Source organism: Aquincola tertiaricarbonis, assembly GCF_023573145.1.
GTDB lineage: Bacteria > Pseudomonadota > Gammaproteobacteria > Burkholderiales > Burkholderiaceae_C > Aquincola > Aquincola tertiaricarbonis_B.
Genome location: NZ_CP097635.1, coordinates 1,925,996 through 1,945,454, shown reverse-complemented (window position 1 = coordinate 1,945,454; position 19,459 = coordinate 1,925,996). Strand labels below are relative to the sequence as shown.

At 69.7% G+C, this 19,459-nt stretch carries 17 protein-coding genes and 1 riboswitch; of the genes, 12 read left to right on the top strand and 5 right to left on the bottom strand.

The window, feature by feature from the left end:
• Positions 1–40: 40 nt before the first annotated feature.
• The 4 genes from MW290_RS08965 to MW290_RS08950 all read right to left on the bottom strand — a co-directional run bounded on the left by MW290_RS08965 (position 41) and on the right by MW290_RS08950 (position 7,043).
• Positions 41–2,116: a TonB-dependent receptor gene (locus MW290_RS08965; protein WP_250194329.1), complete on the bottom strand. Its 2,076-nt coding sequence runs from the start codon at positions 2,114–2,116 to the stop codon at positions 41–43.
• 95 nt (positions 2,117–2,211) lie between these two features.
• On the bottom strand, positions 2,212–2,598 hold the full coding sequence (locus MW290_RS08960) for a hypothetical protein (protein WP_250194328.1): 387 nt from the start codon (positions 2,596–2,598) through the stop codon (positions 2,212–2,214).
• Positions 2,598–3,128 carry a peptide-methionine (S)-S-oxide reductase MsrA gene (gene msrA / locus MW290_RS08955; protein WP_250194327.1) on the bottom strand — a complete coding sequence of 177 codons (531 nt, stop codon included), beginning with the start codon at positions 3,126–3,128 and terminating at the stop codon, positions 2,598–2,600. Before msrA ends, MW290_RS08960 begins: the two co-directional genes overlap by 1 nt.
• A gap of 93 nt (positions 3,129–3,221) precedes the next feature.
• Entirely contained in the window at positions 3,222–7,043 is a 3,822-nt protein-coding gene (locus tag MW290_RS08950; RefSeq protein ID WP_250194326.1) for a DUF748 domain-containing protein, read from the bottom strand.
• 95 nt (positions 7,044–7,138) lie between these two features.
• Between MW290_RS08950 and MW290_RS08945 the strand changes: the two genes are divergently transcribed.
• Positions 7,139–7,960, top strand: a complete 822-nt coding sequence (locus MW290_RS08945) for a YdcF family protein (RefSeq protein WP_250194325.1) — start codon at positions 7,139–7,141, stop codon at positions 7,958–7,960.
• A gap of 202 nt (positions 7,961–8,162) precedes the next feature.
• On the opposite strand, the gene MW290_RS08940 is transcribed toward MW290_RS08945, so the two are convergent.
• Positions 8,163–9,731 (bottom strand): UbiD family decarboxylase, encoded by a 1,569-nt coding sequence (locus MW290_RS08940; RefSeq protein WP_250194324.1) that lies wholly within the window; start codon positions 9,729–9,731, stop codon positions 8,163–8,165.
• 255 nt (positions 9,732–9,986) lie between these two features.
• Between MW290_RS08940 and MW290_RS08935 the strand changes: the two genes are divergently transcribed.
• The 11 genes from MW290_RS08935 (at position 9,987) to MW290_RS08885 (ending at position 19,401) form a co-directional block, all read left to right on the top strand.
• A complete protein-coding gene (locus MW290_RS08935; RefSeq protein WP_250194323.1) occupies positions 9,987–10,853 on the top strand; it encodes a lytic transglycosylase domain-containing protein in 867 nt (288 codons plus the stop codon).
• 38 nt (positions 10,854–10,891) lie between these two features.
• Positions 10,892–10,998: riboswitch (ZMP/ZTP riboswitch) on the top strand.
• Positions 10,999–11,063: 65 nt separating this feature from the next.
• Entirely contained in the window at positions 11,064–12,314 is a 1,251-nt protein-coding gene (glyA, locus tag MW290_RS08930) for a serine hydroxymethyltransferase (protein WP_250194322.1), read from the top strand.
• A gap of 18 nt (positions 12,315–12,332) precedes the next feature.
• A complete protein-coding gene (gene nrdR / locus MW290_RS08925; protein WP_250194321.1) occupies positions 12,333–12,776 on the top strand; it encodes a transcriptional regulator NrdR in 444 nt (147 codons plus the stop codon).
• 92 nt (positions 12,777–12,868) lie between these two features.
• Positions 12,869–13,414, top strand: coding sequence for a GspH/FimT family pseudopilin (locus MW290_RS08920; RefSeq protein ID WP_250194320.1), 546 nt, complete (start codon positions 12,869–12,871; stop codon positions 13,412–13,414).
• A 95-nt stretch (positions 13,415–13,509) separates the two neighbouring features.
• Positions 13,510–13,941, top strand: a complete 432-nt coding sequence (locus MW290_RS08915) for a type IV pilin protein (protein WP_250194319.1) — start codon at positions 13,510–13,512, stop codon at positions 13,939–13,941.
• The gene (locus MW290_RS08910) at positions 13,889–14,506 is read left to right on the top strand and encodes a GspH/FimT family pseudopilin (protein WP_310740067.1); all 618 of its coding nucleotides are present in this window, start codon (positions 13,889–13,891) and stop codon (positions 14,504–14,506) included. Before MW290_RS08915 ends, MW290_RS08910 begins: the two co-directional genes overlap by 53 nt.
• Complete coding sequence (locus tag MW290_RS08905) at positions 14,491–15,135, top strand: PilW family protein (RefSeq protein WP_250194317.1); 645 nt, start codon at positions 14,491–14,493, stop codon at positions 15,133–15,135. Before MW290_RS08910 ends, MW290_RS08905 begins: the two co-directional genes overlap by 16 nt.
• A complete protein-coding gene (locus MW290_RS08900) occupies positions 15,132–16,400 on the top strand; it encodes a pilus assembly PilX family protein (RefSeq protein ID WP_375142734.1) in 1,269 nt (422 codons plus the stop codon). The genes MW290_RS08905 and MW290_RS08900 overlap by 4 nt, the downstream gene beginning before the upstream one ends.
• 11 nt (positions 16,401–16,411) lie before the next feature.
• A complete protein-coding gene (locus tag MW290_RS08895) occupies positions 16,412–17,563 on the top strand; it encodes a type IV pilus modification PilV family protein (protein WP_250194315.1) in 1,152 nt (383 codons plus the stop codon).
• 41 nt (positions 17,564–17,604) lie between these two features.
• A complete protein-coding gene (gene ribD / locus MW290_RS08890; RefSeq protein WP_250194314.1) occupies positions 17,605–18,729 on the top strand; it encodes a bifunctional diaminohydroxyphosphoribosylaminopyrimidine deaminase/5-amino-6-(5-phosphoribosylamino)uracil reductase RibD in 1,125 nt (374 codons plus the stop codon).
• Between the two features lie 42 nt (positions 18,730–18,771).
• Positions 18,772–19,401, top strand: a complete 630-nt coding sequence (locus MW290_RS08885) for a riboflavin synthase (RefSeq protein ID WP_250194313.1) — start codon at positions 18,772–18,774, stop codon at positions 19,399–19,401.
• The last annotated feature ends 58 nt before the right edge of the window (positions 19,402–19,459 follow it).

The following is a 19,459-nucleotide window of genomic DNA, read 5'->3' as shown; positions in this document are numbered from 1 at the left end:
CGGGGGGGCGGGCCGGGCGAAGCCCGGACCTTGGGGGCGGTCAGAAGGCTACACGCACGCCGGCGGTCAGCGCCCGGGCCCCGAGCGGCGACAAGTCACGCACGGTGCGGATGGCGGCGGCGTTGTAGGCCAGCTCGTTGGTCACGTTGTCCAGCCGCACGAACCACAGCGCATCGGCCTGCTGCAGCGGCATCTTCCAGGTGGCGAACAGGTTCAGCACCGTGGAAGAAGGCGTGGCCACGTCGGCGGCCGGCACGCGGTCCTGCCGCGCGGCATGCACCACCGTCGCCCCGATCTGCCACGGGCCGCTGGCGGTGGTGAGGCCGGCGCGCACCCGCACCGGCGCCAGCCGGGCCAGCGGCTCGCCGGTGGTCAGGTTGTCGCCACGCACCATGTCCACGGCCGCGTCGGCGTCCAACGTCCAGGGGCGGGTCAGCAGCCGGGTTCGGCCTTCCAGCTCCAGACCGCGCAGGCGCGCCCGTGCGGCGGTGAAGGCGTATTCGGGCACGTCGTCGATCACGTTACCGGTGGCGTCCAGCCCGATGTAGCGCGAAAAGCGCGTCTGGAACACGCTGGCCTTGAAGCGGTGCTCATCCTGCTTCCACTCGGTGCCCAGCTCCAGGTGGCGGCTGCGTTCCACGCCCAGCGTGGGGTCGCCGCGCTCATAGGCGGCGGTGGCCACGTGCACGCCATTGGCGTACAGCTCGTAGTAGGCCGGCGCCCGCTCGGTGGCGCCCACCGAAGCCGACAGCGACCAGCCCCCGCCCACCGGCAAGGTGGCGCCCAGTGAAGCACTCTTGGGCGTGAACTTGCGCTCCTGGCCATCGCCGAAGCGCGGCTCGGCGGCGTCGCTGGCGTCGCCGTCGGAGCTCACCTTGACCTGCTCCCAGCGCAGCCCCGCGGTCAGCGTGGCGGGGCCGGCCTGCGCCTCTTCCAGCACGAAGAGCGCCGTCGAGCGCGTGCGGGTGCTGGGCACGAAGGCCTCTTCACCCAGCGCCGAGAAGTCGAGCTGCTCGGCCTGCACGCCGACCACGCCCTTCAACGGGCCCAGCGGCACATGGTGCGCCTGCAGCCGGAAGTCGTCGCCGGTGCTGCGGAAGGTGGTGCCCACCTCGCCGGTGCCTTCCACCTCCTCGTGCTTGTAGCGGGTGTGGCTGGCCTGGAACTCCACCTGCGTGAAGGGGCCGGGCAGGCGCCGACGCTCCCCCGCGAAGGCCACGCGGTCGCGGTTCATGCGGATGGTGACGTCGGGCTCCACCGTCACGCCATAGTCGTTCTCGTAGCGGTCGACCGAAGCGCCGATGTAGCCGTCGGCATCGGCCCAGGAGGCGCCCACCGCGCCGCTGCGGCTTTGACCGTCGGAGTTGGCGATGTGCCGGGTGCTGACGCTGCCGCCGTCTTCGGTCGGCGCATTGAAGCGGGGCGTGCGCAGGTCTTCGCTGTTGCGGCCGGCCACGTCGACGTGCCAGTTGAAGCCGTTGGCGCCGCCTTCCAGCAGCGCCGAGCCGGCCTTCTCACGCGCGGCGCCACCCAGGCGCACCTCCGCACGGCCCGACAAGCCGTCGGCCGCCACCCGCGGAATGCGGTTGTCGATGACGTTGACCACGCCGCCGGTGGCATTGCCGCCGTACAGCAGCGCCGCCGGGCCGCGGACGACTTCCACCCGCTCGGCCACCAGCGGGTCCAGCGTCACCGCGTGGTCGAAGCTGAGGTTGGACGCATCGACCGACGCGCCGCCGTTGTCCAGCATGCGCACGCGGTCACCGTCCAGGCCGCGGATGATGGGCCGGCTGCTTTGCGGGCCGAAGCCGGTGGCCGAGATGCCGGGCAAGCCGTCCAGCGTCTCGCCCAGGGTGCCAGCGCCCCGCAGCGTCAGGCCGTCGCCCGACAGCACGGTGACGGGCTGCGCCAGGGTGTCGCGGCCCAACGGGTTGCCGGTGATCACCACCGTGCTGGCGGCGGTGGCGGTGCTGGTGGGGGTGCTGGTGGGGGTGCCAGACGTGGTCTGGGCGCCGGCCGCCTGTGGCAGGCCAAGGGTCAGGAAGCAGGATGCGAGCGCGATGGCCAGCGCAGGCTGCGCCGGGGCGAACGGCGTCTGGAGAAAGGGCTTTTGCATGGAATCACCTTGCGCCGGCCCACGCTGCGGTGCGGCCGGCGACTGAACGAAGAAAGGCCGCAGCCCGCCCAAGGCGGCGCTGCAGGCCGGCACGGTCAGACCTGCAACGGGGCAGGCGGACCGCGCGCTTCGTAAGGTGAGGCGGTGCTGGCCGCCAGGCCCGTCGGTGCATGGACCGGCAGGCTGCCGTGCGCGGGTGCCACCAAGGCGGCGATGGGCGCCGCCAGCAGCACATCGGCATGGGCCAGGTGATCGATCAGCCGGCACAGCGCCGAGCCGTCGTCGTGGTGAGCGAGGCTGGTGCCGGCCGCAACAGTCCGGTCATGTTGGGTGGCACCACCGCCCGCGTGCGGGTGCAGCACGCCGTGCCACAGGCCCAGCGTCTGCGCCGCCAGCAGCGCCAGCGGCAACAGCAGGTACAGCAAGGCCCGGCGCGGCCAGGCGGCGGCACCGGACGGGCGGGCGCGGTGCCCGCGCTGCATCAGCCCTTCACGCGGTGGCGGAAGGTCTTGCGGAACTTCTCCACCTTGGGCGCAACGACGAAAGCGCAGTAGCCCGCGCCAGGATGGTTGGCGAAGTAGTGCTGGTGGTAGTCCTCGGCCCGGCTGTAGTTCTGCTCGGGCACCAGCTCCGTGACCACGCGGCCACCGCTGGCCTCGTTCACCTCGGCGATCACCTCACGCGCCACGGCCTGCTGCTCCGGGCTGTGGAAGTACACGCCCGAGCGGTACTGGGTGCCCACGTCATTGCCCTGGCGGTTCAGCGTCGTCGGGTCGTGCACGACGAAGAAGATCTCCAGGATCTCGCGCAGCGAGATGCGCTCGTTGTCGAAGCGCACACGCACCACCTCGGCATGGCCGGTGTCGCCGCCGCACACCTGCTCGTAGGTGGGTCGGTCCACATGGCCGTTGGTGTAGCCGGATTCCACCGACACCACGCCGTCGACCTGTTCGTACACCGCCTCGGTGCACCAGAAGCAGCCCCCGCCGAGGGTGATGGTTTCGATCGTCATGTCTTGCACTCCTGGCCGGCGCCAACGTCCGGCATCGGCATGTTGGTCGTTCAGCGGCCCGCGAGCTTACGCGAGCCGGGTGAACGACCCCCGTCAGCGGGTGGAAAGCACCAGCTGGGCGCCGGACATCGGGGGCTGCGCCTCGGGCGTGGAAGCGGCCGCCCGCCATTGCGGCGCCGCCAGGAACAACCGCTCCGCCGGCAGCCCCTTGGTCAGCAGCGCGTCCCGCACCGCCATGCCCCGACGCACGGCCAGTTCACGCACCTCTTCGTCGCTTACCACCATGGCGGCCTTCAGGCGCGCAGCCATGTCGGCCGGCGGCAGCTCCTTGGCCAGGCCCAACACATTGCGCGGCTTGTCGGGCAGGCGGGTGTCGGCATACAGGCGGCGCAGCAGAGCCTCGCGCTCCGCGGCGGTGGGCGGCGCAGGCGGCGTGGCGCCGACGCCTGCGCGGCGCTGGTGGGCCGCCAGCAGCTGCGCCTCCAGCTTGGCGCTGCGGATGGCGTCCAGCTCGGCCTGCGCGTCGGCGCCACCGCGCACCGTCAGCGTCAAGGCCGGACGGTCCAGCAGCGCCTGCGCCACCTTGCCCAGCGAGGTTTCGCCGTCCGTAGTCACCTGCTCGGTGCCCGGCACGAAAGCCACCGAAGCGGCATCGCTGCTGCCGCCGCCCATGAGCAACGAAAACGGCGCGGTCACGGCCTTGACGATCAGGTTGCCGAGCACCTTGAACACCAGGCCAAACACGCTGAACTGCGGATCGTTGAGCGAGCCGGTGATCGGCAGGTCGAGGTCGATCACGCCGTTGCGGTCCTTCAGCAGCGCAATGGCCAGCGACACCGGCAGCTTGGTGGCGTCTGGGCTTTCCACCCGTTCGCCGAACGTGAGCTGGTTGATGACCACGCGGTTACTGGCCTCGAGCTTGCCATCGGGCGACACCTGGTAGGCCACGTCCATGCTCAGCTTGCCGCGTTCGATGGCGTAGCCGGCATATCGACCCGAATAGGGCGACAAAGCCGCCAGTTCGATATCACTGGCCCGAGCGCGGATGTTCAACGCCAGCGGCTTGGCCAAGGGGTTGAGCTCACCGCTGATGTCCAGCAGGCCCGTGCCGGAAACCCGCCCCTGCAGCGAAATGGGCGCCATCTGCGGCGAATCGGTACGCAAGGTACCCAGGCTGCCGTTCAACTCGCTCAGGGCTGCGCTGTAGTTCGGCTTGACGAATCGGTCGGTGAAGTCGATGCGGCCGCGCGTGAGCCGGGTGCGACCGATGACGATGACGGGGCCGGGTGAAGCAGCCGCCGCGGTGCTGGGCTCGGTGCCCTGCGGCGCATCGGCGCCGGCCGCGCTGGCGGTGGCGGCACCGCCCATGGGCGCGCTCACGCCGGCCTCCGCGGGTGCCGCTCCCGCCGGGCTCGCGGTTGTCGGAGCGGCCGGGGCCGATGGCGCCGTCACATCACGCAGGTTGAAGCGCCCCTGCTCCGTGATCACCAGCCGCGAATAGAAGTCGGCCAATGCCGCCTCCCCCACCGTCACCTTCGGCGCCTCGCCGGGTGCGCTGCGCACGCTCAGGCCGGCCAGCTTGAGCGATTGCCAGGTGAGCAGGTCTTCGCCCTCGCGCCCGGCTTCGGCCGACCTGGCCTGCACCTGCACATCGCTCAGCAGCGCATCGCCGTCGGCCTGCACGCTGAAGCCCGCCGCACGCTGCTCCACGGCCATGCGGCCCTGCCCGCCCACGTCCGCGTGGGCCAGCACCAGCTGCAGGCCGGTGGCCACATACGGCGCCAGCGCATGGGCGGGCAGGCGGTCCAGCCGCCATTGGCCGCTGGCCATCAAGGGCTGCGGGCGCAGCTGGCCCTGCCAGTTCAGCCGGCCAGGCGGTGGCGCGCGGCGCCCCTCCGCTTGCGGGCGCTCATCGCGGATGCGGGTGTCCAGCGTCACGCGGGCCGGCGCGGTGCGGCCGTCGGAGGGCCACCGCAGACCGGCGGCGGTCAGGCGCAGGTCGCTCAGGCCCAGCGCCACCGGGGCCGGCGCCGCGGCATCGGCCCATTGCAGCCGGCCGCCGTTGACCTGCAGCGCGTTCAGCGCCAGCTGCCAATCGCCGCCGCTGGTGGCCTGGGCAGCGCCCGTGCTGGCAACGGCCTGGTTGTGAGCCTCGGCTGCGCGCCGCCCCGGCTGTGGGCTCAAAGCACGCTGGGCCGGCCCTGTGGACTGAGCGCCCTCACGCGGGGTAACGATCGCCAGCGAGCTTGGGGACCACCCCACCACGCCATCGGTGCCACGGCGCAGGCTCAGTTGCGGCTGCTCCAGCGTCAGGCTGCCCATCTGCAGCCGGCGGGCCATCAGGTCGATACGGCCCTGCGCCACGGCCAGGCTGCGCCAGGCCAGCGGCGCGCCGCTGCCCGCACCCAGCCGCAGGTCGTCGATGCGCAGTTGGTCCAGCTCAGCCTGCAGGCGGGGGCTGTCGCCCGCCGCCCAGTCCAGGCGGCCCGCCACCGTGGCCTTGGCCTGCAGCGGCAGCGCCAGGTGCTGGGCCAGGTAGCCCGACAGCCAGCCGGCCTGCAGCCCCTTCAGTTCAAACGCCAGTTGGGCCGCCGCGGGCCCCGCCTGACCCTGGCCCGACGTTTCGGCCGGCGCGGCCACGCCGGGCGGGCCCAGGCGGGCCGACCACTGCAGCGGCGCGGTGGCGCCGGGGCGGCTGTCCAGCGGGCCGGCCTTGAGCTGCAGGTCACTGAGCGCCAGACGTGCAGCAGGCCGCGCGGTGGCGTCCTGCCAGTCGATCGCGGCATCGGCCAAGGTCAACGACTGCAGGCTGAACTGCCAGGGTAACGGCGCCGGCTGCGCCGCCGCCGAAGCGGCGGGCGCGCTGCCCGCGCCACCGGCCAGCTGTTGAAGGTTCAGGCGGCCTTGCGCATCGCGCGCCACCGCCAGACGCAAACCGTCGATGCGCAGGTCGCCCAGGGCGGCCTGCCTGGCCAGCGGTTGCAGCCTGGCCACCGACAGCTGCAGCCGCTGCCAGCCCAGCAGCGGCGCTGCACCCGCGGACGGCACCAGGCTCAGGTCCTGCAATGTGGCCTCGCCGGTGATGGCCAGTTGCGGTGGTTGCTTGGTGTCGACCGGCAGCTGAAAGCTGACCAGCCATGACGCCGACAGCCGGCCGGCGGCCGGGCGCAGCGGCACGCTGGCCGGCAGGTACGGCGCCCAGCGCGCCAGGTCCAGGTCCTGCCACTGCAGGCGCAGCTGGCCCTGGCGCGTGGCCGCGAACGGCTGCACCTGGGCGCCAGTGTCAAAACGGCTGCCTTCCAGCTCGAAGGCCAGGCGCGGCTCCACCTGCACCTGCACGTCGGTCGGCAGGTTGGACAGGAACGGCAGGCCGAGCTGCAGCGCCCGCACCGCGTGCTGCTGGCCCGCGACCTGGTCGTCGACCAGCACCTGGCCGCCCGTGAGCTGCAGGTTGTAGAGCGCGAATCGCGCCGGCTCGGTGGCGGGCGCGTCGGGCGCCGGCCGCAGCCGCGCCACGACGTCGTCGATGTCCAGTCCGCCCCCCGGCAGGCGGGCCAGTCGCAGCACCGGCTGCTCGATCTCCAGCGCCTCCACCACCGGCGCACGCTGCCATACGGAGCTGGTGGAAAGGTTGGCATGCAGCCGGGCGATACGCAGCTGATCCGCCGCGCCGCCAGCGCCTGCGATGCGCAGGTCGCGCACCGTCAGCGACAGTGCCCACGGAGAGAACCGCAGCTCGCCCACCTGCACCTGGCGCCCCAGCAGCGCGCCCAGCCGCTGCTCGGCCTGCGACTTCAGCAGCGGTGGCACCGCCAGCCAGGCCAACAGCCAGATGACGAGCACGGCGATGACGGACAGCGCCAGCACGCGCAGTGCGTGCGCCCGGCGCGGCTTGTGTTGTTGTTGTGTTTGCAAGTTGCTTCTCCCTCGCAGGGGGCGGCATGCTGCCCGCGGCCCGCCCCCGGCGCAAGCCGTCCGTGGGGGCGAAGTCACAGGCGAGAATGCCCGGCGTGAACCAACTCCTGAATGCCGCGGGTATTACGCACTGGAAACCCGTGCTCAGCATGCTGCTGATGCCACCGGTGCCCTTCTTGTTGCTGGCCCTTGTCGCCGCCCTGTTCCTGCTGCGCTCACGCAGCCGCCGCGCGCTGGTGGCCTTGTTCGCCGGCCTGCTGCTCACCTGGGGCAGTTTGACGGTGGCAATGGGTGAATGGCTGCACGACCATGGCATGCCGGACATCCCGGCCTTCAGCCCGCAGCAGGTAGCGCAGCTGCGCGCCGACGTGGCCGCCGGCCGCAAAGTGGCCATCATCGCGCTGGGGGCCGGGCGCGAGCGCCTGGCGCCTGAATACAACCAGCCCAGCCTGCGCCCGCTCACCATGGAGCGGCTGCGTTATGCCATCTGGTTGTCGCGGCAGACCGGCGCGCCACTGGGCTACACCGGGGGCATCGGCCACGCGGCCGTGCCCGGCCCCAGCGAGGCCGAGGTCGCCCGGCGCATCGCCCAGCAGGAGTTCGGCCTCACGCTGCGCTGGGCCGAGGACCGCTCGCGCGACACGCGGGAGAACGGCCAGCTCACGGTGCCGCTGCTGCGGGCCGACGGCATCGAGAAGGTGGTGATCGTCACCCACGACCTGCACATGCCGCGCGCGCTGCGCGCCTTCCGCGAGGCCGCGGCCGCACAGGGCGTTCCCTTGGAAGTGGTGCCCGCGCCGGCCGGCATCAGCTCGCTGTCCGATGACCGCTTCACCCGCTGGTTTCCGTCCGATGCCGGCCAGTTGCTGAACTGGTACTTCTGGCACGAGAAGCTGGGCTGGTGGGCCGGGGCTTGATGACGACGATCGAGGCCCCCTCAGCCTGACGGTTGAGGGGGCTGGGTGGCTGACGCCACCAGTGGAGCTCCGGAGGTACTGGGTCCGGGGCCCCGCCCGTGCAGAGACTGCGCGGTTCGTGGTTGCCTGCGTGGCAGGCATCCCTAAGTTAGATGAGGCACCGGCTGGCTGCAAGCCGGCAAACCTCATGGCGCGGCGCGGGTCAATTGGAATTATTTCGGCCGGCCATCACCGCGTCGAACAGGCCGTTGACCCGGGCCTCCACCTCGCGCTCCATCGTGATGGGCACGCCCCATTCGCGGCTGGTTTCACCCGGCCACTTGTTGGTGGCGTCCAGGCCCATCTTGCCGCCCAGGCCGCTGGTGGGTGAAGCGAAGTCCAGATAGTCGATGGGTGTGCCGTCCACCAGCGTGGTGTCGCGCACCGGGTCCATGCGCGTGGTGATGGCCCACACCACTTCCTTCCAGTCACGGATGTCCACATCGTCATCCGTCACCACGATGAACTTGGTGTACATGAACTGGCGCAGGAAGCTCCACAGCCCGAACATCACCCGCTTGGCATGGCCCGGGTAGCTCTTGCGGATGGAGATGATCGCCATGCGATAGCTGCAGCCCTCGGGCGGCAGGTAGAAGTCGACGATCTCGGGAAACTGCTTCTGCAGGATGGGCACGAAGACTTCGTTCAGCGCCACACCCAGGATGGCCGGCTCGTCGGGCGGTTTGCCGGTGTAGGTGGAGTGGTAGATCGGGTCGCGCCGATGGGTGATGCGGTCGATGCGGAACACCGGGAACCAGTCCTGCTCGTTGTAGTAGCCGGTGTGGTCGCCGAAGGGCCCCTCCAGCGCATGCAGGTAGCCGCCCCGCTCGGCCAGCGGCACGCCGGCGTCGCTGGTGCCGGTGAAGCCGGCCGTCGCCACCGGGATGTGGCCTTCCAACACGAACTCGGCAGACGCTGGCGCCTGCAGCATGAGCCCGCCCTCGCCCACGCCGGCATCGGCCAGCTCGGTGCGGCTGCCGCGCAGCAGGCCGGCGAACTGGTACTCCGACAGGCTGTCGGGGACCGGCGTCACGGCGCCCAGCACGGTCGCCGGATCGGCGCCCAGCGCGACCACCATCGGAAACGGCTGTCCCGGGTTGGCCCGCGCGAAGTCGCGGAAGTCCAACGCACCACCCCGGTGCGCCAGCCAGCGCATGATCACCTCGCGCCGGCCGATCACCTGCTGGCGATATATGCCCAGGTTCTGGCGGCGGCGCGGCTGCGCCACCGACTGCGGCCCTCGGGTGACGACCAGGCCCCAGGTGATCAGCGGGCCGGCATCACCCGGCCAGCACAGCTGCACCGGCAGGCGCCCGAGGTCCACCTCATCGCCCTCGATCGTGACTTCCTGGCAGGCAGCCCCCCGCACTCGGGTGGGTTTCATGTCCCACAAGGCCTTTGCCATTTGAAACAAACGGCCGGCGTCCTTCAGGCCGTGGGGCGGCTCCGGCTCCTTCAAGCTGGCCAGCACACGACCGACGTCGCGCAGCTCCGACAAGCTGTCGGCACCCATGCCCATCGCCACGCGCCGAGGCGTTCCGAACAGGTTTGCCAGCACGGGAATGCGATGCCCCGAGGGATTTTCGAACAACAGGGCCGGTCCTTCCGCCCGCAGCACGCGGTCGGCCAGGGCCGTCATCTCGAGCTTCGGAGACACCGGATCGGACACGCGGCGCAGCTCGCCGACGGCTTCCAACTGCTTCACAAAGTCACGCAAGTCACGGTACTTCATAACTGAATCGAATGATGAACAGAGCCATTATGGTTGACCGGTTATTTGATGGCCTACAGAATTCGGCTTCCTGATCCATTTCAGGGTTTACCCGTAGGCCCTGCCGAGACGTCTGGCAGGACTGGTCAATGACCGCCCAGAGGGCGGGAGCCGTCACGAGTCCGGACTCGAAAGCGCGGCAAGTTAGCACGGTTGCCTTTGCAGCCCTGCCGCGCAACTGCGCGCCAGGACGCCGGCAACCGACGAAGGGACACGATGAATCTGCTTCGCACTGTCCGCGCCGTCAGGACCTCTCTCGGCGTGTTCATCCGCGATGTCGGCCACGGGCTGCTGGAAGTCAGCCACAACACGCTGGCCCTGCTCGGGCTGGCCGTGGTGGCCGCGCTGGTGTTTGCCGGTGGCCGGGCCGACCTGCGCCACCAGGTGGAACAAGCGGCCTATGACTGGCTGCAATCGCGCCACGAGGCGCGTGCCGAATCCGAAGGCAACCTGCTGGTTTCGCTGAGCGAGCCTGACGCCGTGGCGCGCGCCACCGCCGCCGACCCCAAGGGCCTGACACGCCAGCAGGCGGCGGTCGCCCAATGGCTGTCGCGCCGCTACCGCGTGGCGCCGGAGCCGGTAAGCCGCCTCGTGCAGGAGGCCTGGCACGTCGGCCAGCGCGCCGGCCTAGACCCGACGCTGATCCTGGCCATCGTGGCCATCGAGTCCAGTTTCAACCCGTTCGCGCAAAGCGCCGTCGGCGCCCAGGGCCTGATGCAGGTCATGACCCGCGTGCACGACGACAAGTACCAGGCCTTCGGCGGCATCCACGCTGCCTTCGACCCGGTGACCAATCTGCGTGTGGGCGTTCAGGTGCTCAAGGAATGCATCGCGCGTGCGGGCGGTCTGGAAGCCGGCCTGCGCTACTACGTGGGCGCCGCCAACATCGCCGACGACGGTGGCTACGCCGGCAAGGTGCTGGCCGAGCAATCCAACCTGCAGCGTGTGGCCAACGGCAAGGGCGTGCCCATCAACGCCCCCATCACCCCGGCCGTGACCGCCACCCGCGAAGCGGCGCCGGCACCGGCCGCCGCGCAGGACGCCAAGACGGGCGAACCGGCCCAGGTGGCCCTGCTGGATTGAGCTTTTGCGAGTGGCAGGCCGATGCCTGCGGATACACTCGCGTTCCGCGCGACTGGCGATAGGGCTTCAACAGCCCGAGGTGGATGACCACCGTGGAGCGCGGGCGGCCGCAAGGCCGTGTCCGCCGTTCGCCTGGGCAGCCCTGCAACGCTGCGCCGCACCCTTTTGCGGCGGCTGTGTCGGGGTCTTCAACTCTGAAGAAGGACTGCCATGTTCGATCGGAACCAATCCACCATCGCCCACATCGACCCCGACCTGTGGGCCGCCATCCAGGCCGAGAACCGCCGCCAGGAAGATCACATCGAGCTGATCGCCTCGGAGAACTACACCTCGCCGGCCGTCATGGCCGCGCAAGGCAGCCAGCTGACCAACAAGTACGCCGAGGGTTACCCCGGCAAGCGCTACTACGGCGGCTGCGAAAACGTCGACGTGGTCGAGCAACTGGCCATCGACCGGGTCAAGCAGCTGTTCGGCGCCGAGCACGCCAACGTGCAGCCCAACTCGGGCTCGCAGGCCAACCAGGCCGTGTTCTTCGGCCTGCTGCAGCCGGGCGACACCATCATGGGCATGAGCCTGGCCGAAGGCGGCCACCTGACCCACGGCATGCCGCTGAACATGAGCGGCAAGTGGTTCAAGGTGGTGAGCTACGGCCTGGACGCCAACGAAGCCATCGACTACGACGCGATGGAACGCCTGGCCCATGAGCACAAGCCCAAGCTGATCATCGCCGGTGCCTCGGCCTACGCGCTGCGCATCGACTTCGAACGCTTTGCCAAGGTGGCCAAGGCCGTCGGCGCCTACTTCATGGTGGACATGGCCCACTATGCCGGCCTGATCGCTGCAGGCGTGTACCCCAACCCGGTACCGCATGCCGACGTGGTGACCTCCACCACCCACAAGAGCCTGCGCGGCCCGCGTGGCGGCATCATCCTGATGCGCGGCGACGACGTGGCCAAGAAGATCAACTCGGCGATCTTCCCCGGCATCCAGGGCGGCCCGCTGATGCACGTGATCGCCGGCAAGGCCGTGGCCTTCAAGGAAGCGCTGACGCCTGAGTTCAAGGCCTACCAGCAGCAGGTGGTGAAGAACGCCGCCGCGCTGGCTGAAACGCTGATCGAACGCGGCCTGCGCATCGTCAGCGGCCGCACCGAAAGCCACGTGATGCTGGTGGACCTGCGCCCCAAGGGCCTGACCGGCAAGGAAGCCGAAGCCATCCTCGGCGCGGCGCACATGACCTGCAACAAGAACGGCATCCCGAACGATCCGCAGAAGCCGATGGTCACCAGCGGCATCCGCCTGGGCAGCCCGGCCTTCACCACCCGCGGCTTCCGTGAGGAGCAGGCCCGCCAGACCGGCCACCTGATCGCCGACGTGCTCGACCGGCCGAACGACGAAGCCGTGCTGCAGCAGGTGCGCGAGAAGGTCGCCGTGCTGACGCGCGAATTCCCGGTCTACCGCTGACCGGCGCGGACCGGCGAGATGCGTTGCCCTTTCTGCAGCCACAACGAAACGCAGGTCGTCGAGACCCGTGATTCGGACGAGGGTGACGTCATCCGCCGGCGGCGGCGCTGCCAGGGGTGCGAGAAGCGATTCACCACCTACGAGCGCCCGGAGATCGCGATGCCGTCCATCGTCAAGAAGGGCGGCGCACGGGTGGACTTCGACACGGCGAAGTTGCGCGGCTCCATGCTGCTGGCGCTGCGCAAGCGGCCGGTCAGCATGGAACAGCTGGACGCGGCGATCGAGCGCATCGAGGAAGTGCTGCTGACCAGCGGCGCCAAGGAGATCCCTTCGAACCGCCTGGGCGAGCTCGTGATGCGCGAGCTCAAGAAGATCGACAAGGTGGCCTACGTGCGGTTTGCTTCGGTCTACCGCAGCTTCGAAGACGTCGACGAGTTCCGCCAGCTGATCCGCGACATCTGACCCGCGCGAACGAGGGCTGATCCCTCCGTGGGGGGATGCGAGGCCCCAACCCCGCCGCGCAGCATTTGCACATCTGAAACAAGGTGATGCAAATGACAATACTTTCCCGCCGCTTGGCACCCTGCCGCACCCGCGGCGTCACGGTCATCGAATCGGCCTGCACGGCCGTCATCCTGTCGGTACTGCTGGGGTTGGGCCTGCCCTCCTTCCTGGCCAGCGTGCAGCGCCACCGGGTGGAGGGCGTGATGCACCAGTTCAAGACCGACCTGCGCTACGGCTATTCCGAGGCCATCGCCCGTGGCCAGACGGTGCATGTCAGCTTCAGCCGATCGGCCGCCGGCAGCTGCTACGTCATCGCAACGCCTCAACCCTGCCCCTGCGACACATCAGGTCTGGCTGCTTGCAGCGCGGGATCTCAACCGTTGCGGGTGGTCTGGCTGCCGGCGGACGCCGGCATCACGCTCGAATCCAATGTGCGGCAAACCACCTTCGACGGCCGCCGCAACACGGTGACGCCTGCAGCCGCGATCGACATCCGCTCCAAGGGACCGGCTGCGCTCCATGCCATCGTGAACATCGTCGGGCGCACCCGGGTGTGCAGCCCCAACCAGGCCATGGCCGGTCACCCGGCCTGCTGAGGCCACCAGCGCCGGGATGAACGGTCGGCTCGCGCCGATGAGCGGCACCGGCATTTCGTGCAGTCCTTCACGACCGACCTCCATAATCCTTTGCCATGGCGCCCCTTTCCCATCGCCACACCCACGGCTTCACGCTGATCGAAATGCTGGTCGCCATCGTCATCGTCGCGATCCTGGCTGCCATCGCCTTGCCCGCCTTCACCGAGTCGGTGCGCAAGGGCCGGCGTGCTGACGCCGTGGCCTTGTTGACCGGGCTGCAGCTGGCACAAGAGCGCTTCCGTGCCAACAACCCGGCCTACGCCAACAACGTGTCGCAACTGCCGGGCACGCCGACCACCACCGAGCACTACGAGGCCACGGTGGTGAGCGCCAGTGCTTCGAGCTACCAGCTCAAGGCCACGGCCCGCACCGCGTCACCGCAGAACGACGACGGGGCCTGCAAGGTGATGTCGCTGACCATGACCACCGGCGGCAATGTCGTTTACGCGGGCGTGGCCGACACCGCCGCGCCTTGCTGGGTGCGCTGACGCGATGAAGTCGCCACGCGAGCACCTTCAACACGGGCTCACCATGGTCGAGCTGCTGGTCGCGGTGGTGATCATGGGCGTGGTGCTGACACTGGCGGTGCCGGCCTTCAACGACCTGATCGCACGCGAACGGCTGCGCGGCACCAATGCGCAGCTGCTGGCCGACTTGAAGTACGCGCGCTCGGAAGCGGTGCAGCGCAACTACCGTGTGGTTGTCGACTTCCGGGGCTCAGACACCATGGCTTGCTACTCGATCTACGAGTTTGCGGGCGGCGAGTGTGACTGCCTGCAAAGCAACGATCCCTGCCCGGCCAGCGCCTATGCAGCCCCACAGTCGCTGCTGAAGCTGGTCCAGCTACCGCGGGCACGCGGCGTCTCGATGAGCACCGACGGTGAGAAGCTGACCATCGAATCGAATCGAGCCAGGCACTCACGCAACCTGACCATCACGTTGCGCAACAACCGCGGTGCCCAACTGGTCACCACGGTCAGCACACGAGGCTTGGTCACCACCTGCTCGCCGGACGGCTCGATGCCAGGAGTTCCCGCATGCGCCACGCCGTGATTCATCGCCAGCGCGGGCTGTCCCTGGTCGAGCTGATGGTGGGCATCACCGTCGGTCTGTTCATCGTCGCGGCCGCCGCGATGATGACCACCAGCCAGCTCGGCGACAACCGCCGGCTGATGGTCGAAACCCAGGTGCAACAAGAGTTGCGGGCGGCCATGGACCTGATCAGCCGCGATGTGCGGCGTGCCAGCGCCTGGGACGACGCAGCCACCAGCGTCTGGCGACCGAACAACCTGATCGTGGGCACCAACCCCAACGCCGAGCTGGTCTCGGGCAACAGCAGCACTTCGCTGCAGTTCGCCTACCTCAGCGGCGGCACGGAAACCCCTTCCGGCTTCCGCCTCCAGGACGAGGCCTTGCAGATGCGGGTCGGCGATGCGTGGCAGACGGTCACCGACGTGCAGACCATCCGGCTGCTCGACCTGACGATGGACCTGCAGGAGCACCGGGTGAGCCTGGCCAGCTACTGCATGAATGGATGCGTCCTGGGCAACTGCCCGACACTGTTCGTTCGCACGGTGGACGTCGCGATCAGCGCGCAGGCCACCACTGACGCCAGCGTGCAGCGCCGCCTGGTGAGCACCATCCGGCTGCCCAACGACAAGGTGGTGGGGGTCTGTCCATGAGGGCGGCCGCGCACGGCCACCGGCCCGCGCGACAGCACGGCGCCGCCACGCTGGTCGTGGTGATGGTGCTGTTCTTCCTGATGTTGCTCGTGTCGGCCTACGCCGGGCGCACCTTGATCTTCGAGCAGCGGACCTCCGCGAATCAATACCGGTCTGCCCAGGCCTACGAGGCCGCGGCCGGCGGACTCGAGTGGGCGCTGGCGATGCTCAACAGCGACCAGCGCATCGACGCGAGCTGCGAGCCCTCCACGGACGCCGGCAACAACACGTTCCGCGACCGCTACCTGGCCATGGACCTCAGCGCGGACAAGGTGACACCGGCCACGCCGACCAACGGACGATTTGCTGCCTGCACACGGGCTGTAGATGGCTGGCGCTGCCAGTGCCCCACGGGCACCGTCCCCGCTCTGGTGGCCGACGCCACCACCGGCGCAGCCTTCGTGCTGGAAATGGTGCCGGTGCCGGCTTTCACGCCAGCGCAACCGCTTCGCCTGCGGGCCTGGGCATGCTCCAGCACCACCGACTCACGCTGCTACAGCAACGGCACCAACAACACCGACGGCTATGCCACGCAAACGATGCAGGTGGCCCTGGTGTCGGCATTGCAGCAACCCCCGACCGCCGCGCTCACGGTCTGGGACAAGGTCACCATTCCTGCGGGTATGACTGTGGTCAATCAGTCGCCCGGCGATAGCGCCGTGGCCATTCGATCCGGGGGCGATGTCGACGTGCCCAACCCCGCCTCGGTGGCGCTGCCCGGAGGCGTGCCGATGGACGACGGCCTGGTGAAATACGATCAGCAGATTCACGACATTTACCTGCGCTTCTTCCAGCGGCACAGCGGCATGTCGCAGTCCCTCTTCCGCAAGTTGCCCACCACGGCCAGCTGCGACGGCAACAACTGCACCAGCATCTTGCTGGAAGCCGCCGCCAACGGACGGCGCCTGCTGTACGCCAACCACGATCTCACGCTGCCCGCCAACACCACCCTGGGCTCACCCGAGCAGCCGGTGATGCTGGTGGTGGACGGCGCGCTCACGCTGCAGGGGCTGACCAACATCACCGGGCTGGTGTACGCGGACGAACTGAACTGGGTGAACGGCGCCTCCGCCTCCAGTGTGCGTGGGGCGACGATGGTGCGCTCGGCCTGCTGCGCGGGTGTGAGTGGCTCGCCCAGCCTCATCTACGACCGGGACGTGATCAAGCGTCTGCAACTGGGTGCAGGCGCTTATGCCAAGGTGCCCGGCAGCTGGCAGGATCGATGAGGAGCCGGGCAATGAAGATGACGCGGGCACGCCGCACACAGCGTGGGGTCACGTTGGTCGAGGCCATGGTCGCCTTCTTCGTGATGGCCCTGGGCATGCTGGCGGCCGTGGCCACGCAGATGACGCTGCGGCTGAACAACGACGTGGCCAAGCAACGCTCAGAGGCCGTGCGGCTGGCCCAGAACGACCTCGACACCGCCCGCTCGTTCGTGAGGATGGCCGCGACGCAAGGCCTGCGCAGTTATGCCGACATCCTGCCGACGCTGGCGCCGGAGTCGCTGCCCTTCTCGGGCACCAACGCCAGCTACAGCTTCATCCGCGAGGTGCCGGAAGAACTGCAGTTCCCCTACCGCGCCATATCGGCGCAGGTGACCTGGCAGGATCGTCAAGGTCAAACCCATCCGGTGCGGCTCGACACCATCGTGGCTGGCGTGGACCCGGCGCTTTCGGGCTACCTGAGCCTGGCGCCCGACGGCCAGACCACCCAGGTGGCCGCCCGCACGAACCGCCGGCTGCCGCCGTGGGTGCGCGACCTCAATGACGGCCGCAGCGTGCTCAAGCCGCGTGCGACCGACACCACCGCCTGGATCTTCGACAACCGCAGCGGCAGCATCGTGGCCCGCTGCGTGGTGCAGCCGGCCAGCACCACCGCCACGCTGACGGCGGCCGACCTCACCGACTGCAGCACGCTGACGGTGCCGGGCCGGCTCATCAACGGTTATGTGTGGTTCTCGCTCACCTCGCCGCCCAGTGCCGATGCCCCCGTGAGCACGGCGTTCGAGCTGCACCCGGTGTTCGCCTTCGGAAGCAGCAGCAACACCTCGGCAGAGTGCTATGACAGCGCCGCGGGCACCTCGTCGGTCAACCCGATCCAGTACGTGTGCGCCGTGTTCCCCGGCCAGGCGGGCGGCCCATGGTCGGGCTACCTGACCATGGCTTCGTCCGCGTTGTGGCGCGGCGACGATGCGCTCTACACCCTGTGCCGCTACACCGCCGACCTGGACCAGTCGGGCAGCATCAGCAACGACGAACATCCGCTCGATTACGTCGACGTGACGCAGAACCTGCTGTACCAGAACTTCCTGGTGGTGCTCCGCGGCGAGGCCTGTCCTGTTGGCACCGGCGTCAACCGCACGGCGCAGCACGACCCGCGCCCGGCCTGACGCGTACCGCAGCCAGCCGCCCGCTGGCCGACAATGGCCGCATGCAGGCAGCAGTTCCTCCTTTTTCCGATGACGACAGGCACTGGATGCGCGAGGCCGTGGACATCGCACACCAAGCCATCGGCCTGTCCGACCCCAATCCGCGCGTCGGCTGCGTGCTGGTGGGCGACGGCTGGCAGGTCATGGGCCACACCCAGGCCGCCGGTTCGGCCCATGCCGAGGTGATGGCCCTGCGGGCGGCCGCCGCTGCCGGCCACGACGTGCGCGGCGCGACCGCCTACGTCAGCCTGGAGCCGTGCGCGCACCACGGCCGCACGCCACCCTGCTGCGACGCGCTGATCGCCGCCGCCGTCGGGCGCGTGGTGGCGGCCATCGAAGACCCGTTCCCGCAGGTCAGCGGCCAGGGCATCGCGCGGCTGCGCGCCGCCGGCATTCCGGTGGACGTGGGCCTGCTGGCCGCTGAATCCCGCGAGCTGAACATCGGCTTTTTCTCGCGCATCCGCCGCGGCCGCCCCTGGGTGCGCATGAAGATCGCGGCTTCGCTCGATGGCCGCACCGCGCTGCTCAATGGCGCCAGCCAATGGATCACCGGCCCTGAAGCACGCGCCGACGGCCATGCCTGGCGCAAGCGCGCGGGCGCGGTGCTGACCGGCATCGGCACCGTGCGCGACGACGACCCGCGGCTGGACGTGCGCCTGGTGGAAACCGCGCGGCAGCCGCTGCGGGTGGTGGTGGATTCGCGGCTGGAGATCGCGCCGCAGGCCCGTGTGCTGCAGCCGCCCGGCCAGGCGCTGGTGTACACGGCGCAACCCGGACCCACCACGCAGGCTTTCGACCCGGCTTGCGTGGAGGTGGCGCAACTGCCGGCCACGCCCGCCGGCAAGACCGACCTGGCGGCCTTGCTGGCCGACCTGGGCCGCCGCGGCATCAACGAACTGCACCTGGAGGCCGGGCACCGGCTCAACGGCTCCTTCCTGAAGGAGGGGCTGGTCGACGAACTGCTGGTGTACCTGGCGCCCAAGCTGCTGGGCGCCGGGCGTGACATGGCCGCCTTCGGCCCGCTGGAGCGCCTGGCCGACGGGCTGGACTTCGAGTTCCTGGACATGGCCCCGGTGGGCGCCGACATCCGGCTGCGGCTGCGCGCTGTGGGCAGGGCCACTTTTTGACCCACGCAGCAGGCCGGCGGGCAAGGCTGCGACAATCGCGGCATGTTCACCGGCATCATCAGCGGCGTTGGCCGCATCACCCTGGTTGAAGCCCTCGGCGCCGACGCCAGCCACGGCAAGCGGCTGACGGTCGAGGCGCCCGCGCACTACCTGGACGACGTGCAACTGGGCGACAGCATCGCGATCAACGGCGCCTGCATGACGGTGACGCAGTTCGAGCGCGAGCCTGCCCGCTTCACCATCGACGTCTCGGCCGAGAGCCTGGACAAGACCGCCGGCCTCGACCAGCCCGGCCGCATCAATCTGGAAAAGGCGCTGCGTGCGCACGACCGGCTGGGCGGCCACATCGTGTCCGGTCACGTCGACGGCGTGGGCAGCGTGGCGCACTTCGCGCCGGTGGGCGAATCGTGGGAGCTGCGCATCCTGGCGCCGGCCGGCCTGGCCAAGTTCATGGCCTACAAGGGCTCGGTCACCGTCAACGGCGTCAGCCTGACGGTCAATCGCGTGGCCGATGTCGCGGGTGGCTGCGAAATCAGCATCAACCTGATTCCGCACACCATCGAGAACACCGCGCTGGGCGAGCTCAAGGCCGGCAGCCGGGTCAACCTCGAGATCGACCTGATCGCCCGCTACGTGGAGCGCATGCTCGGCGCCGCGCCGCCCGCCGCCTGACAGCACCGGATCGGCCCGCGGGCTGCGGGGCGCATGCCGCCCCACCTACAATCCGCGG

What these genes read in the sequence shown, in the direction of transcription:
- MW290_RS08895 (WP_250194315.1), top strand. Translation starts at nt 16,412, where the DNA reads ATGAAGATGACGCGGGCACGCCGCACACAGCGTGGGGTCACGTTGGTC.
- msrA (WP_250194327.1), bottom strand. Translation starts at nt 3,128, where the DNA reads ATGACGATCGAAACCATCACCCTCGGCGGGGGCTGCTTCTGGTGCACC.
- MW290_RS08940 (WP_250194324.1), bottom strand. Translation starts at nt 9,731, where the DNA reads ATGAAGTACCGTGACTTGCGTGACTTTGTGAAGCAGTTGGAAGCCGTC.
- ribD (WP_250194314.1), top strand. Translation starts at nt 17,605, where the DNA reads ATGCAGGCAGCAGTTCCTCCTTTTTCCGATGACGACAGGCACTGGATG.
- MW290_RS08965 (WP_250194329.1), bottom strand. Translation starts at nt 2,116, where the DNA reads ATGCAAAAGCCCTTTCTCCAGACGCCGTTCGCCCCGGCGCAGCCTGCG.
- nrdR (WP_250194321.1), top strand. Translation starts at nt 12,333, where the DNA reads ATGCGTTGCCCTTTCTGCAGCCACAACGAAACGCAGGTCGTCGAGACC.
- MW290_RS08905 (WP_250194317.1), top strand. Translation starts at nt 14,491, where the DNA reads ATGCGCCACGCCGTGATTCATCGCCAGCGCGGGCTGTCCCTGGTCGAG.
- glyA (WP_250194322.1), top strand. Translation starts at nt 11,064, where the DNA reads ATGTTCGATCGGAACCAATCCACCATCGCCCACATCGACCCCGACCTG.
- MW290_RS08885 (WP_250194313.1), top strand. Translation starts at nt 18,772, where the DNA reads ATGTTCACCGGCATCATCAGCGGCGTTGGCCGCATCACCCTGGTTGAA.
- MW290_RS08900 (WP_375142734.1), top strand. Translation starts at nt 15,132, where the DNA reads ATGAGGGCGGCCGCGCACGGCCACCGGCCCGCGCGACAGCACGGCGCC.
- MW290_RS08915 (WP_250194319.1), top strand. Translation starts at nt 13,510, where the DNA reads ATGGCGCCCCTTTCCCATCGCCACACCCACGGCTTCACGCTGATCGAA.
- MW290_RS08920 (WP_250194320.1), top strand. Translation starts at nt 12,869, where the DNA reads ATGACAATACTTTCCCGCCGCTTGGCACCCTGCCGCACCCGCGGCGTC.
- MW290_RS08960 (WP_250194328.1), bottom strand. Translation starts at nt 2,598, where the DNA reads ATGCAGCGCGGGCACCGCGCCCGCCCGTCCGGTGCCGCCGCCTGGCCG.
- MW290_RS08935 (WP_250194323.1), top strand. Translation starts at nt 9,987, where the DNA reads ATGAATCTGCTTCGCACTGTCCGCGCCGTCAGGACCTCTCTCGGCGTG.
- MW290_RS08910 (WP_310740067.1), top strand. Translation starts at nt 13,889, where the DNA reads ATGTCGTTTACGCGGGCGTGGCCGACACCGCCGCGCCTTGCTGGGTGC.